Consider the following 14,522-nt stretch of genomic DNA (forward strand, 5'->3'; position numbering starts at 1 on the left):
GGTGACGACGTGCCCGGCGGTGACAACGTGCCAGAAGCCGACGGCCACGACGACGGTGTTGAGGGCGAGGTAGGCCACCACCAAGGCGACCGCGACGCCGATGGCCTCCAGGAAGCCCTTGAGGAAGACCGCGCCGAGCAGGGCGACGAGGACGAGCGTGATCAGCATCTGCCGGCCGTGCAGGGTGCTGGTCAGGTGCGGGTTCTCGACGAGGTGGGTCGAGGCGTCGGCGGCCGACAGGGTGATGGTGATCAGGAAGTCGGTGGCGGCGAAGCCGAGCAGGGTGAGGACGAAGAGCTTGCCCTTCCAGAACGACAGCAGGCGTTCCAGCATGGCGATGGAGCCCTCGCCGTGCGGGCTCTCCTCGGTGACCCGGCGATACACCGGAAGCGCACCCGCCAGGGTGACCAGTACGAGTACCAGGGTGGCGACCGGGGAGAGCAGGCCGGCGGCGAGGGCCGCGATGCCCGGCTGGTAGCCGAGGGTCGAGAAGTAGTCGACGCCGGTCAGGCACATCACCCGGTACCAGCGCTGGCCCTTGTGCGGAGGTTCGGGCGCGGCGTGCGGGCCGGTGTGGCCGCCCTGCTTGCCCATGTCGGACAGGCCCTCCAGCATCCACGTCCGCAGACGGCTCGGCGGCGGGTGTTCGGTGGCGACCATCGACGTGCTCTCCTGATGTGCGGCTCAGCGTGAGGCTCGGGCCATCACACGTACGGCGGCACCAGCGTATGCAGAGAGTGACGCATGGGCCCGCGGGAGCGTGCTCCGGACGCGTTAAGGCTGCGTCAAGAGCGACCGAGCGGACCCTTCTGACAGGACTCCGCTCGATCGCCGGTATGCGGGCGAGGCCAGCGGGGAGAGGCGATGGTCTGCCTGGCCGCGCGGATGCAGGTGTCGAGGATGTCGATCGCGGTGTCGATGTCGTCGTTGCGGTGGTCGGCCACGGCCTGGAGGCGGAAGCGGGCGGCGTCGGAGGCGACCGCCGGCCGCTTCACGAGGTGGGTGAGCCCGGCGCGGGCTATCAGGCCCGAGGGCGTGCGACGTGTATCAGCGCGGCGACCGTAGGACCCATGCGCTGCCGGCGACGGGTAGGGAGAGGGACGCGGTCGAGTTCTGCACGGGCGGGGGAGCCGGACACCTCCAACGCTCCAACGCGCACTTCGGGGCGTGGATGACGGCCCTGGACCGGGTGACCGACGTCAACGGGCAACACTTCACGGCGTCCGTGGGGACCGGACGCGCGGACGTGAACACCGAACTCACCTGGGCAGTAGGTCTTTTGATGTCGGCCATCATCCTCACCACCCTTGGACTGCGGCCCAGGCCGGCCGAGTTCCGTTAGGCACCGGCCAGCCGGGTCTCCTCCAGGTCGAGGGAGCGTTGCAGCCGACGGCGGGTGGTGTCGCTGATGCGGTGGGCGTCGTACAGCGACTGCAGCTCCGCCGTCTCGACGGCGATCAGGTCGCGGCGCAGCTGGCGGTAGACCAGATCGGTGGACTCGGCGGTCGTGGTATTGCCGCTGTTGTGGGCGAGACGCTCGCGTGCGTCGTCGAGACGGGCGTTCAGACTCCGGCGCAACCGGTCGAGGACGATGTCGGGTACTGCCTCAAGTTCGGCGAGTTCCTCCAGGCGGGCCAGGCCGGCGTGGGCGAGGCGGGAGCGGGCTTCGGCCTCCTCCCGCACGGTGTGGGCGGGCTCCAGGGCGATGCCGGAGCGGCGGACGACCGGAGCGAGACTGAAGCCCTGCACGACGAGGGTGACGACCACGACCGACGTGGTCAGCACGAGGACGAGCGGCCGGTCCGCGAGCGCGGTGCCGTCTTTGGCGACCACCGGGATGGACAGTGCGGCGGCCAGGGGCATCACGCCCCGGGTGCCGGCCCAGGTCAGGACGACCGGCACCCGCCAGTTCATCCGGCCGAGCGCGCCCTTGTGCTGCACGACGGCCGACAGCGGGGCGATCCACAGCAGCCGTACGGCAACCAGGGTGCCGGCAACGGCGAGGGCGTACAGCGGCCAGGCCCGGTCGCCGTCGGCCAGGGCCCGCACCTCCGCGGGCAGTGCCAGGCCAATGAGGGAGAACACCACGCTCTCCAGCAGGAAGACCACCGTGCCGTAGACGGCGTGCAGCTGGAGGCGGATGCGGGCGTTGGTGAGCCGGTCGCCGCGGCCGCCGAGGACCACACCGGCGACCACGCACGAGGTCACGCCGGAGGTGTGTGCGGCCTCCGCCAGCAGGTAGGCGGCATACGGGGTGACCAGGGCGATCACCGTCTCCAGGACCGGGTCCTCGGTACGCCGCCGGATCAGCGTGATCACCGCGGCCACGGCGGCGCCGATCAGGGTGCCGCCACCGGCCAGCAGCAGGAACTGCCCGCCCGCCGCACCCCAGTTCGCGGCTGCGGAGGCCACGGCGATGCCGGCCGCCACCCGGACCAGCACCAGGGAGGTGGCGTCGTTGAACAGGCTCTCCGCCTGGACGAGCACCTGTACCCTCGGCGGCAGGGACAGGCGCCGCCCCAGCGCGGTGACCGCCACCGGATCGGTGCTGGCCAGGACCGCGCCCAGCACGAATGCCATCTGCCAGGACAGGGGCGTGACCCACACCGCGACCGCGCTCACGGCGGCGGCCGAGGCGAGCACCAGCCCGATGGCGAGGACCCCGACCGGCTTCCATACCGCCCGCAGCTCGCGCCAGGGCATCTCCTCCGCGGAGGCGTACAGCAGCGGTGGCAGCACGACCAGACCGATGATGTCAGGGCTGATCTCGATCTGCGGTGTGCCGGGCAGGAGTGCCACCGCCAGTCCTGCGACGACCAGCAGGGAGGGCGCGGGGATGCGCCACCGGCGCGCGAAAGTGGCGACCACCGTGGCGAGAACCACGAGGGCGAGAACCGTACCGACGCTGCGCATGCCGTCCCCCTGGGGCTAACGGAGAACCGCTGTGGTTCCCGGCCGACCAGACTTCCCGGCACACCTGCCCTCACCCTATCGGGCCAGGTCACGTCAAGACAGTGTCAAGTTCCCCGGGAGCGGCGCCAAGAAGGCGCTAACACCTGCCCCGAGCGGCCTGCGAAGGGGCTTCCTTGGATGGAGGGACCCCTGAGGGCGGGGGAGTTGATCCAGTGAGCGGAGCGCGCCACGGCGATGAGTGACGTACGGCCCGGACGACTGAAGGTCTACCTCGGGGCTGCCCCGGGAGTCGGCAAGACCTACCGCATGCTCGACGAGGGGCGGCGCCGGGCCGCCCGCGGTGCGGACGTGGTGGTGGGGTTCGCGGAGTGCCACGGGCGCCCGCACACCGAGGCGATGCTCGACGGTCTGGAGGCCGTCTCCCGGGCGTCCTGCGTGTACCGCGGGGGAGGGTTCGAGGAGATGGACCTGGCTGCGTTGCTCGTCCGGCGCCCGCAGGTGGCGATCGTCGACGAGATCGCGCACAGCAACGTCCCCGGCGAGGGCCGCAACCCCAAGCGCTGGCAGGACATCGAGGAACTGCTCGATGCGGGCATCGACGTGATCACCGCGCTGAACATCCAGCACCTGGAGTCCCTCAACGACGTGGTCGAGAAGATCACCGGGGTGCCCCAGCACGAGACGGTGCCCGACGAGGTGGTCCGGCGGGCCTGGCAGATCGAGCTGGTGGACATGCCCCCGGAGGGGCTGCGCCGGCGGATGGCGCACGGCAACATCTACGCGCCCGAGAAGGTCGACGCAGCCCTCGCGAACTACTTCCGGCCCGGCAATCTGACCGCACTACGGCAGCTGGCGCTTCTGTGGACGGCCGACCGGGTCGACGAGGCACTGCAGGAATACCGCTCGCAGCACGCGATCGGCGCGGTGTGGGAGACCCGGGAGCGGGTCGTGGTCGCGCTGACCGGCGGGCCGGAGGGGGACACGCTGATCCGGCGGACCGCCCGGATCGCCGACCGCTCGGCGGGAGGGGAACTGCTCGCCGTGCACGTGGCCCGCAGCGACAAGCTCGCAGACGGCGTCTCGCACGCCTCCCTCACCCGGCAGCGCAAACTCGTCGAGGAGCTCGGCGGCAGCTACCACTCGGTGGTCGGCGACGACGTGGCCACCGCGCTGGTCGAGTTCGCCCGCACCGAGAACGCCACCCAGCTCGTCCTCGGCACCAGCCGCCGCGGCCGACTGGCCCGGTTCCTGACCGGGCCCGGTACAGGTGAGACGGTGACCGAGCTGTCCGGTGACATCGACGTCCACCGGGTCACCCACGAGCGAGCCGGACGCGGCACCCTCCTGCCGTCAGGGCGCCGCACTCTGTCCAGGGCCCGGATGATCGCGGGCCCGGTGACCGGTCTGCTGCTGCCGGTGCTGCTCACCGTCGTCCTCGCCCAGCTGCGCGGGACGCTGACCCTGACCAGTGAGGCCCTGCTGTTCCTGCTCGCCGTGGTCGGTGTGGCCTGCATCGGCGGGGTCGCCTCGGCAGTGATCGCCTCAGTGACGGCCTCCCTGCTGCTCAACTACTGGTTCATCCCGCCCACAGGAGCCTTCACGCTGGACGACCCGAACGCCCTGCTCGCCCTGGCGGTATTCGCTGTGGTGGCCGCGACGGTGGCCGCCGTCGTGGACCGGTCCCTGCGCCTGTCGCGCCGCTCCGCCCGCGCAACGGCCGAGGCCGAGACCATGTCGTCCCTGGCCGGCAGCATCGTGCGGGGCGAGGCGACCATTCCGGCGCTGCTGGAGCGGACCCGCGAGACCTTCGCCATGGAATCGGCGGAGCTGGTGGACGAGCCGCCCGACGAGGCGGGCGTGACGGCCGTGCCTGCCGGCCCCGGCGCCTGGCTGGCGCTGCGGGGCCGCACGCTGTCGTCGTCCGAGAGGCGGGTACTGGCCGCGTTCGCCGCGCACGTGGGATCGGCGGTAGAGCGCGCCAGGCTCGCCGAGGCCGCAGCCGAGGTGGAGCCGGTCAAGGCCGCCGACCGCCTGCGTACCGCGCTGCTGCGGGCCGTCGGCCACGACCTGCGCACCCCACTCGCAGCGGGGTGGGCCGCCGTCACCTCACTGCGCAGCCGGGATGTCGAGTTCTCGGCCGAGGACCGGGACGAACTGCTCGCCACGGCCGACGAGTCCATGGCCAAGCTCAATCGCCTGGTGGAGAACCTTCTCGATCTCAGTCGCCTGGAGGCGGGCGCCCTCACGCTGAACCTCCGGGCCACCACCCTGGAGGAGGTCCTCCCGATGGCTCTCGCCGACGTCTCCGACGTGGACGTGGCGGACGTGGAGGAGATCCCGGCGGTGCTGGCCGACCCGCCGCTACTGGAACGGGTGATCGCCAACCTGGCCGGCAACGCCGCCCGCCACACACCGGCCGGGAAGAAGGTGCTGGTGACCGCCAGCGCGTTGGCGGGCCGGGTGGAGCTGCGGGTCGTGGACCGGGGACCCGGCCTGCCCGCGGAGGGCCGCGACCATCTCTTCGAGCCGTTCCAACGGCTCGGCGACACGGACAACTCCAGCGGCCTCGGCCTCGGTCTGGCGCTCGCCCGCGGTCTGACCGAGGCCATGAACGGCACTCTCAGCGCCGAGGACACCCCCGGCGGCGGCCTTACGATGGTCGTGGCACTGCCGTTCGCCGCACAGACCCTGAGCGCCACAGTGGCCGAGCAGAGCGCAGGAGGTGCGTGATGAGCACCGTGACCGGCAACTGGACGCTGCACCGCAAGGCAAGGGCCCGCGCTGTACGCCGACCATGGCCGCTGCGCGACCGGCTTGCCCTGGCGGCCGGTGTCGCCGCCCCCTTCGTGGTGGCCCTGGCGCTCGTGCCCTTCCGTACGAGCGTCTCGCACACCAACGCCGCCCTCGTTCTCGTCGTGGTGGTCGTCGCGGTGGCCGCTCTGGGCAGCCGTACGGCGGGTGTGGTGGCCGCCTTGTCGGCGGCAGCCTGGTTCGACTTCTTCCTCACCCGGCCGTACGAGACCTTCGACATCACCACCTCCAGGGACATCGAGACGGCGGTCCTGCTCCTGGTGGTAGGTCTGATCGTGTCCCAACTGGCGGCCCACGCCCGACGCCTGGAGGTGATCACGGTCACCGACGCCGCCTACCTCGCGCGCATCCACCGCGTCGCAACCCTCGACGCGGACACGGTGGTCGACGAAGTCCGCCGCGAACTCACCGAACTGCTCGGCCTGGACGCCTGCCGTTTCCAGTACGGCACCCTGCTCGGGCAGCCGGCCCGCCTGCACAACGACGGAAGCGTGACGGTGGGCAGGCGCTCGTGGGACGTGGACACCGCTGGCTGGCCCGAGGGCGAGATCGAGTATCGCGTCCACGCCAACGCCCGCTACATCGGGCGCTTCATGCTCACCCCGGGGCCGGGTCCCGTACCCCCGCTCCAGGCCCGGCTGGTCGCGGCGACCCTGGCCGACCAGACGGGGGCCGCCCTGGACACGGCGGGGTCGGCAGGCTGAGCCGACCCGGAACTCACTCCAGGCCGGAGGCCTTGAACACGGCGCGCGCGGTCTCCTGGTCCACCCGTCGGGAGACGCGTCGCAAGGCGGTCGCGCCGCACAGGAGCAAGCCGTCCGAGGCGGCCTTGCGCGCGCCCTGATCGAGGCGGTACCACAACTGCGGGTTGCGTACGAGGACTTCGGGGTCGATCTCGACGCGGCCACCCAGGGCGTCCCGCAGCAAAAGCCGTTGCGCGATGGTGTCCATGTAGCGGACGGACACCAGCAGGTCCGTGCGTACCCCGTGTTCCCGCACGAGCCGGCGCGAGGTCAGCCAGTTCTCTCCGGCGGACACCCGGGCGGGATACAGCACCACGAAGAGGAGTCCGGCGAGGGCCAGCCACAACGCGGTGCGCCACAGGGCGAGCCGACCCGAGCCCCAGTCGACCAGCAGCAGCAGAGTGAGCAGTAGGCCGGCGCAGCGGACCGAGCTCCACAACTCCTGAGTCCACTCGCGGTCGTTCGTGGCCTCCCTTGCGCCGTCCGGTCCGTTCGTACGTGCGTCGAGCGGTCCCCCGCATGCGTCATCACGGCGTCCCATGACTGCGACGCTAGCGATCCGAGAAACGCGATCCACGCACCTTGATACGGCTCTGACGAAATTCGGACGGTTCCTTGTGCCCGGACCACCGTGCGCGTCGCCCGGGCGGGGACGGGGGAAAGCAGTCCGTGAGAATGGCCGTCAGGAGCCCGTCAAGTTCGGCTGCCTCAGCGCGAAGAAGCCGCAAGCAACAGCCGGAAGGGTCGGGAAGGGGACGGAACCTGGGGGCAGCCGCGCACCCTTCAGCCCTGGTGTGCGGCCGAAGCACGGTTATCCAGTTTGCCACCATGATTCTGCTGGCGCTGTCGGCCAACACCTCCTTCGGTGGCCTGCCGGTGCTGCTGAAGCTGCTGGCCCGGGACAACTACGCCCCGCACGTCTTCGCCCTGAAGGCCGATCGCCAGGTCCACCGGCACGGCGTCCTCGCGCTGGCAGCGGTCTCGGCCGCGCTGCTGGTGTTCTCGGGTGGCGACACCAACACCCTGGTGCCGCTGTTCGCCATCGGTGTCTTCGTGGGTTTCACCATCGCGCAGGTCGGCATGGTCCGGCACTGGCGGGAGGAACGCGGCCCCGGGCGGCGGGGCAAGGCACTGCTCAATGGCTTCGGCGCGGCCCTCACCGGTGTGGCGACCGTCGTCGTCACGGCGTCCAAGTTCGAGGAGGGCGCCTGGTTGACAGTGATCGCTCTTCCGCTGCTGGTCGTTGCCTTTGAGACCGTGCACCGTGCCTACGGCCGGATCGGCGAGCGGCTGGCTCCGGGCCGCGTACCGGAGCCAGCCGCACCGTGAGCGTTCGCTGGTGATCGTCCCGGTGTCGTCGCTCTCCCGGTTGACCTCGGAGGCCCTGACCGCGGCCTCCTCCCTGGGCGACGAGGTCCGGGCGGTCACCGTCTGCTGTCCCGACCCCGAGGACCGGGCCCAGATGCATGACCTGGAGGGGGCCTGGGCCACATGGGATCCTGGGGTGCCGCTGGTCCTGCTGGCGTGTGAGCGCCGCAGCCTGGGCCGCCCCATCGCGGCGTACGTCCGCGAGGTGGCCGCGTCCGAGCCGGCCACCCGGGTCACCGTGCTGATTCCTGAGACGGAGCCGGAGCGGCTGCGGCAGCGGCTGCTGCAGAACCAGCACGGCGCGGTCGTCGCGCACGCAGTGCGACGCGACACGGACGCGGTGATCTGCCGACTGCGCTTCCGGCTCTCGTGATCGTCCGACGGTCGACAGCCGGTTCTGTCCCGGGGTCGGATCAGGTGCCGTAAGAGTTCCGTCAAGGGGGTGCGGGCCGCCGTATGGGACCCGTCAACGGCGCTCGAATCCGGCCAGAGACGGGGTTTCCTCTAATCGTCCGATCCGCTCGCGGATTCCCGAACCTCACTCCAGGAGCTCACGATGGCCGATCTGGCCTTCGTCGCCGCCACGATCGCGTGCTTCGCGCTGGTGGCTCTCGTCGCCAAGGGGGTGACGAAGCTGTGACCGCCGAGAACATCGTCGGCCTCGTCGTGGCCGTCGCCCTGCTGGGTTATCTCGTCCTCGCTCTGATCTTCCCGGAGAGGTTCTGAGCCACGACATGGGTCCCGTCCTCGCAGGCATCCTCCAGCTGCTCGCCCTCATAGGCGCGCTGGCACTCGCCTACATCCCTCTTGGCAACTACATGGCCAAGGTCTACTCCTCCGACAAGCATCTGCGGGTCGAGAAGTGGATCTACAAGGGCATCGGCGCCAACCCGGACACGGAGATGCGCTGGCCCGCGTATCTGCGAGGCGTCCTCGCCTTCTCCGCGGTCAGTGTCCTCTTCCTCTACCTGCTGCAGCGGCTCCAGGGCGTCCTGCCCGGTTCGCTGCACTTCTCCTCGGTCAACCCGGCGCAGTCGTTCAACACGGCCGCGTCCTTCGTGACCAACACCAACTGGCAGTCGTACTACGGCGAGCAGACCATGGGGCACGTCGTGCAGACCGCCGGTCTGGCCGTGCAGAACTTCGTCTCCGCGGCCGTCGGCATCGCCGTTGCGGTGGCGCTGGTGCGCGGCTTCGCGCGCTCGCGCACCGGTGAACTGGGCAACTTCTGGGCCGACCTGGTGCGCGGCACGATCCGCATCCTGGTGCCCGGCGCCGCGATCGCCGCGATCGTGCTGGTGGCATGCGGCGCGATCCAGAACTTCTCCGGCATTCACGAGGTCGGCCAGTTCATGGGCGGCTCGCAGCAGTGGAACGGCGGCGCGGTCGCCTCGCAGGAGGCGATCAAGGAGTTCGGCACCAACGGCGGTGGCTACTTCAACGCCAACTCCGCCCACCCGTTCGAGAATCCGACGCCGTTCACCAACCTCTTCGAGATCTTCCTGCTGCTGGTGATCCCGTTCTCGCTGACGCGGACCTTCGGTGTGATGGTCGGCTCGGTGAAGCAGGGCTACGCGATCCTCGCCACGATGGCCGGCATCTGGGTCGGCTTCGTCGCCCTGATGATGTGGACCGAGTTCGCCCACCACGGGTCGGCGCTGCAGGCAGCGGGCGGGGCGATGGAGGGCAAAGAGGTCCGCTTCGGCATCGGCTCGTCGTCGATCTTCGCGGTGTCGACCACGCTCACCTCGACGGGGGCGGTGGACTCGTTCCACTCCTCGTTCACCGGACTCGGTGGCGGCATCACGATCCTGGGCATGCAGCTGGGCGAGATCGCGCCCGGCGGCACCGGTTCCGGCCTGTACGGCATGCTGATCATGGCGGTCATCGCGGTGTTCATCGCCGGTCTGATGGTCGGCCGTACACCCGAGTACCTGGGCAAGAAGATCGGCTCACGCGAGATCAAACTCGCGGCCTGCTACATCCTGATCACCCCGGCGCTGGTGCTGGTCTTCACCGCCGCCTCGATGGCCCTGCCCACGCCGCCGCACTCGATGCTCAACTCCGGTGCGCACGGCTTCTCCGAGGTGCTGTACGCCTTCACCTCGGCGTCCAACAACAACGGCTCGGCCTTCGCGGGCCTGAACGCCAACACCGACTGGTACAACACCATGACCGGACTCGCCATGATCCTCGGACGCTTCCTTCCCATGGTGTTCGTGCTGGCCCTGGCCGGCTCGTTGGGTGAGCAGCAGCCGGTGCCGGCCACGGCGGGGACCCTGCGTACCGAGAAACCTCTGTTCACCGGCCTGCTGGTGGGCGCGATCCTGATCATCACCGGTCTGACCTACTTCCCGGCCCTGGCGCTGGGCCCGCTGGCCGAGGGGCTGGCGTCATGACCACCCGTATACAGAAGCCAGAGGACTCCATGTCCACCGCCACCCCGACCCGGGCGCCGCACAGTGACCTACCCACCGGGCACAAGCCCGCCGAAGGACGCGTCGGAGCGGGCCTCTTCGACCCCAAGCAGCTGCTGAAGTCACTGCCCGAGGCGTTCCGCAAGCTCGATCCGCGGGTGATGGTCAAGTCCCCCGTGATGTTCGTCGTGTGGATCGGCTCCGCACTGACCACGGTCTTCTCCTTCAAGGACCCGGGCGACTGGTTCGGCTGGACCATCAGCGCCTGGCTGTGGCTGACCGTCGTCTTCGCCAACCTCGCCGAAGCCGTCGCCGAGGGCCGTGGCAAGGCCCAGGCCGACACCCTGCGCAAGGCCAAGACCGACACGGTGGCGCGGCGGCTGGTGGGGGAGTCCGAGGAGCAAGTACCCGGCACCGACCTCAGGATCGGCGACCTGGTCGTCTGTGAGGCCGGCGACGTCATCCCCGGTGACGGCGATGTCGTCGAGGGTGTGGCATCGGTCGACGAGTCGGCGATCACCGGTGAGTCCGCCCCGGTCATCCGGGAGTCCGGCGGCGACCGCAGTGCGGTGACCGGTGGTACGAAGGTGCTGTCCGACCGGATCGTCATCAAGATCACAACGAAGCCCGGTGAGACCTTCATCGACCGGATGATCAACCTGGTCGAGGGCGCCGCCCGGCAGAAGACCCCCAACGAGATCGCGCTGAACATCCTGCTCGCCTCGCTGACCATCGTCTTCCTGCTGGCCTGCGCCACGCTGCCGCCGTTCGCGAACTACGCGGGCACGCACCTGACCATGGTCGTGCTGGTCGCCCTCCTGGTCTGCCTGATCCCGACCACGATCGGTGCCCTCCTGTCGGCGATCGGCATCGCGGGCATGGACCGGCTGGTCCAGCGCAACGTCCTGGCGATGTCCGGTCGCGCGGTCGAGGCCGCGGGTGACGTCTCCACCCTGTTGCTCGACAAGACCGGCACCATCACCCTCGGCAACCGTCAGGCGTCCGAGTTCGTGCCCGTCCCGGGCACCACCGAGGCCGAGGTCGCCGACGCCGCCCAGCTGTCGTCGCTGGCCGACGAGACCCCCGAGGGCCGCTCCATCGTCGTCCTGGCGAAGGAGAAGTACGGCCTGCGCGAGCGCCACCAGGGCGAGCTCGCGGGCGCCGAGTGGATCGCCTTCACGGCCCAGACCCGTATGTCGGGCGTCGATGTCGACGGGCGCAAGATCCGCAAGGGAGCGACCGGATCGGTCATCGCCTGGGTGAAGGAGGAGGGCGGCACCGTCGCCGACGACGCCGACACCCTCTCCAACGCCATCTCGCAGGCGGGCGGCACGCCGCTGCTGGTCGCGGTCAAGGACCACCGCGGTGCCCGGGTGCTGGGTGTCATCCACCTCAAGGACGTCGTCAAGGACGGCATGCGCGAGCGGTTCGACGAACTGCGCCGCATGGGCATCAAAACCGTCATGATCACCGGCGACAACCCGCTGACCGCCAAGGCGATCGCCGACGAGGCGGGCGTCGACGACTTCCTCGCCGAGGCCACCCCCGAGGACAAGATGGCCCTCATCAAGCGGGAGCAGGCCGGCGGAAAACTGGTCGCGATGACCGGTGACGGCACCAACGACGCGCCCGCGCTGGCCCAGGCGGACGTCGGCGTGGCGATGAACACCGGCACGTCGGCCGCCAAGGAGGCCGGCAACATGGTCGACCTCGACTCCAACCCGACCAAGCTGATCGAGATCGTCGAGATCGGCAAGCAACTCCTCATCACACGCGGCGCGTTGACCACCTTCTCCATCGCCAACGACGTCGCGAAGTACTTCGCGATCATCCCGGCGCTGTTCGCGGCCGTCTACCCGGGCCTGGACAAGCTCAACATCATGGGCCTGTCCTCGCCCGACTCCGCGATCCTGTCCGCGGTCATCTTCAACGCGCTCATCATCATCGCGCTGGTGCCGCTGTCCCTGAAGGGCGTGCAGTACCGGCCCGTCAGCGCCGACAAGATGCTGCGCCGCAACCTCACGATCTACGGCATCGGCGGGCTGATCGCCCCGTTCATCGGCATCAAGATCATCGACCTGCTCATCTCCCTCATCCCCGGAATCGGCTGATCGCCATGAACAACTCCGTATCCAGCACACTCCGGTTGCTCGGGGCGGGTCTGCGGGCCCTCCTCGTGCTGACCCTGGTGACCGGCGTCATCTACCCGCTCGTCGTCACCGGCGTGGCCCAGGCGCTGTTCCACGGCAAGGCGAACGGCTCCGAGATCAAGGCGGACGGCAAGGCCGTCGGCTCGTCCCTGATCGGGCAGTCGTACAACCTGCCGCTGAAGAAGGGGCAGCAGACCCCGGACCCGGACCTGAAGTGGTTCCAGGGCCGCCCGGCCAATGGGCTCGGCGCCAACAGCGTCAACAGGCAGTACACGCTGCTGCTGTCCGGCGCGACGAACCTGTCGGCCGACAGCAAGGTCCTGATCCAGCAGGTCAAGGACGCCAAGGCGGCCGTCGTCAAGGACAACTCGGTGCCCGGCTACACCGTCAGGCCGTCCGAGGTCCCCGCCGACGCGGTCACCTCCTCCGCCTCCGGTCTGGACCCGAACATCTCCCCGCAGTACGCGGACATCCAGGTCCACCGGGTCGCCGCGAAGAACGGCCTGTCCGTGGCGGCGGTGGAGAAGCTGGTCGAGGACCACACCGAGGGCCGCACGCTCGGCTTCATGGGCGAACCCCGCGTGAACGTCCTCGAACTCAACATCGCGCTCAAGGCACTTGTGGCAAAGAGCTGATGGGATTAACCGAGATGCGCGGGAGTTGGCGACCGGGAGCCATTCTGGATCCTGGTCCGTCAACTCCCGCCGTCATGAAGCCGGTTGCCTCGCGTTCGGTGCCGTCCGGCCCGACGCACGACAGGAAGGGCACGCACCCATGACCAGGGTGTTGGTGGTCGAGGACGACCCGCAGCTCGTGCGGGCCCTCGTGATCAACCTGCAGGCGCGCAAGTACGGCGTCGACGCGGCCCCCGACGGGGCCACGGCCCTGCGGCTGGCCGCTGCCCGTCAGCCCGACGCGGTGCTGCTCGACCTCGGTCTGCCCGACATGGACGGCATCGACATCATCAAAGCACTGCGCGGCTGGACGCGGGTACCGGTCGTGGTCCTGTCCGCGCGGCAGGGCTCCGACGAGAAGGTCGCTGCACTCGACGCCGGCGCGGACGACTACGTCACCAAGCCGTTCAACATGAACGAACTCCTCGCCCGGCTGCGCGCCGCCGTCCGTCGCACCGAGGACATTCCGCTCGTCCCGGAGACGACTCTCGTCGAGACCGGGGACTTCAGCATCGACCTGTTCGCCAAAAAGGTCGTACGTGGCGGGCGGGATGTGCGGCTGACCCCGACCGAGTGGCATCTGCTGGAGATCCTGGTGACCAACCCCGGCCGCCTGATCACACAGAAGCAACTCCTCCAGGAGGTCTGGGGCGTCACCCAGGCCAACAAGACCAACTACCTGCGCGTGTACATGGCTCAGCTGCGCCGCAAGCTGGAGGCGGACCCCGCGCACCCCCGCTACCTGATCACCGAGCCCGGCATGGGCTACCGCTTCGAGGGATGACATGGCACGCGGAAAACTCCGGATCTACCTCGGCGCCGCACCCGGCGTCGGCAAGACCTACGCCATGCTCTCCGAGGCCCACCGCCGGATCGAACGGGGCACCGACTGCGTGGTGGCTTTCGTCGAGCACCATGGCAGGCCACGCACCGAGGTCATGCTGCACGGCCTCGAAGAGGTGTCGCGCAAAGAACTGGAGTACAGGGGCACCACGTTCACCGAGATGGACATCGACGCCGTCCTCGCCCGGCGCCCCCAGGTGGCTATGGTCGACGAGCTGCCGCACACCAACATCCCCGGCTCCCGCAACGCCAAGCGCTGGCAGGACGTCGAGGAACTGCTCGCGGCCGGCATCGACGTCGTCTCCACCGTCAACATCCAGCACCTGGAGTCCCTCGGCGACGTCGTCGAGTCCATCACCGGCATCCGTCAGCAGGAGACCGTGCCGGACGAGGTCGTACGGCGCGCGGACCAGATCGAGCTGGTCGACATGGCGCCGGAGGCGCTGCGCCGCCGTATGGCGCACGGCAACATCTACAAGCCGGACAAGGTCGACGCGGCCCTCTCCAACTACTTCCGGCCCGGAAACCTGACGGCACTGCGGGAGTTGGCGCTGCTGTGGGTGGCCGACCGGGTCGACGCCTACCTGACCGAATACCGCAACG

Annotated in this window: 11 protein-coding genes and 2 pseudogenes; 9 read left to right on the forward strand and 4 right to left on the reverse strand. The window is 69.6% G+C overall.

Going from position 1 to position 14,522, the window contains the following annotated elements; translation table 11 throughout:
* From M8J74_RS34725 to M8J74_RS34735, 3 genes and pseudogenes are all read right to left on the reverse strand, one after another.
* A pseudogene (locus tag M8J74_RS34725) lies at positions 1–660 on the reverse strand (amino acid transporter); the annotation flags it as partial.
* 125 nt (positions 661–785) lie between these two features.
* The gene (locus tag M8J74_RS34730) at positions 786–995 is read right to left on the reverse strand and encodes a hypothetical protein (protein ID WP_249840248.1); all 210 of its coding nucleotides are present in this window, start codon (positions 993–995) and stop codon (positions 786–788) included.
* Between the two features lie 343 nt (positions 996–1,338).
* Positions 1,339–2,913: a Na+/H+ antiporter gene (locus M8J74_RS34735; RefSeq protein ID WP_249840249.1), complete on the reverse strand. Its 1,575-nt coding sequence runs from the start codon at positions 2,911–2,913 to the stop codon at positions 1,339–1,341.
* Between the two features lie 234 nt (positions 2,914–3,147).
* Between M8J74_RS34735 and M8J74_RS34740 the strand changes: the two genes are divergently transcribed.
* Both M8J74_RS34740 and M8J74_RS34745 read left to right on the forward strand, forming a co-directional pair.
* Complete coding sequence (locus M8J74_RS34740; protein WP_249840250.1) at positions 3,148–5,643, forward strand: sensor histidine kinase; 2,496 nt, start codon at positions 3,148–3,150, stop codon at positions 5,641–5,643.
* Complete coding sequence (locus M8J74_RS34745; protein WP_249840251.1) at positions 5,643–6,428, forward strand: DUF4118 domain-containing protein; 786 nt, start codon at positions 5,643–5,645, stop codon at positions 6,426–6,428. The genes M8J74_RS34740 and M8J74_RS34745 overlap by 1 nt, the downstream gene beginning before the upstream one ends.
* A gap of 13 nt (positions 6,429–6,441) precedes the next feature.
* Here M8J74_RS34745 and M8J74_RS34750 read toward each other — a convergent pair whose 3' ends face one another.
* The gene (locus M8J74_RS34750) at positions 6,442–7,008 is read right to left on the reverse strand and encodes a hypothetical protein (RefSeq protein WP_249840252.1); all 567 of its coding nucleotides are present in this window, start codon (positions 7,006–7,008) and stop codon (positions 6,442–6,444) included.
* 269 nt (positions 7,009–7,277) lie between these two features.
* Here M8J74_RS34750 and M8J74_RS34755 point away from each other — a divergent pair.
* The 7 genes and pseudogenes from M8J74_RS34755 to M8J74_RS34785 form a co-directional block, all read left to right on the forward strand.
* Positions 7,278–8,208 (forward strand): annotated as a pseudogene (locus M8J74_RS34755) (amino acid permease); the annotation flags it as partial.
* 263 nt (positions 8,209–8,471) lie between these two features.
* Positions 8,472–8,561, forward strand: coding sequence for a K(+)-transporting ATPase subunit F (gene kdpF / locus M8J74_RS34760; protein WP_016434100.1), 90 nt, complete (start codon positions 8,472–8,474; stop codon positions 8,559–8,561).
* An 8-nt stretch (positions 8,562–8,569) separates the two neighbouring features.
* On the forward strand, positions 8,570–10,234 hold the full coding sequence (gene kdpA, locus M8J74_RS34765) for a potassium-transporting ATPase subunit KdpA (RefSeq protein WP_249840253.1): 1,665 nt from the start codon (positions 8,570–8,572) through the stop codon (positions 10,232–10,234).
* A complete protein-coding gene (gene kdpB / locus M8J74_RS34770; RefSeq protein ID WP_249840254.1) occupies positions 10,231–12,363 on the forward strand; it encodes a potassium-transporting ATPase subunit KdpB in 2,133 nt (710 codons plus the stop codon). The genes kdpA and kdpB overlap by 4 nt, the downstream gene beginning before the upstream one ends.
* Positions 12,364–12,368: 5 nt before the next feature.
* Positions 12,369–13,037: a potassium-transporting ATPase subunit C gene (locus M8J74_RS34775; RefSeq protein WP_249840255.1), complete on the forward strand. Its 669-nt coding sequence runs from the start codon at positions 12,369–12,371 to the stop codon at positions 13,035–13,037.
* 139 nt (positions 13,038–13,176) lie between these two features.
* Positions 13,177–13,860 (forward strand): response regulator, encoded by a 684-nt coding sequence (locus M8J74_RS34780; protein WP_249840256.1) that lies wholly within the window; start codon positions 13,177–13,179, stop codon positions 13,858–13,860.
* A 1-nt stretch (position 13,861) separates the two neighbouring features.
* On the forward strand, positions 13,862–14,522 hold a 661-nt coding region (locus M8J74_RS34785; RefSeq protein ID WP_443744582.1), incomplete at its 3' end, for a histidine kinase.

This window comes from Streptomyces panaciradicis (assembly GCF_023516615.1).
Taxonomy (GTDB): Bacteria; Actinomycetota; Actinomycetes; order Streptomycetales; family Streptomycetaceae; genus Streptomyces; species Streptomyces panaciradicis.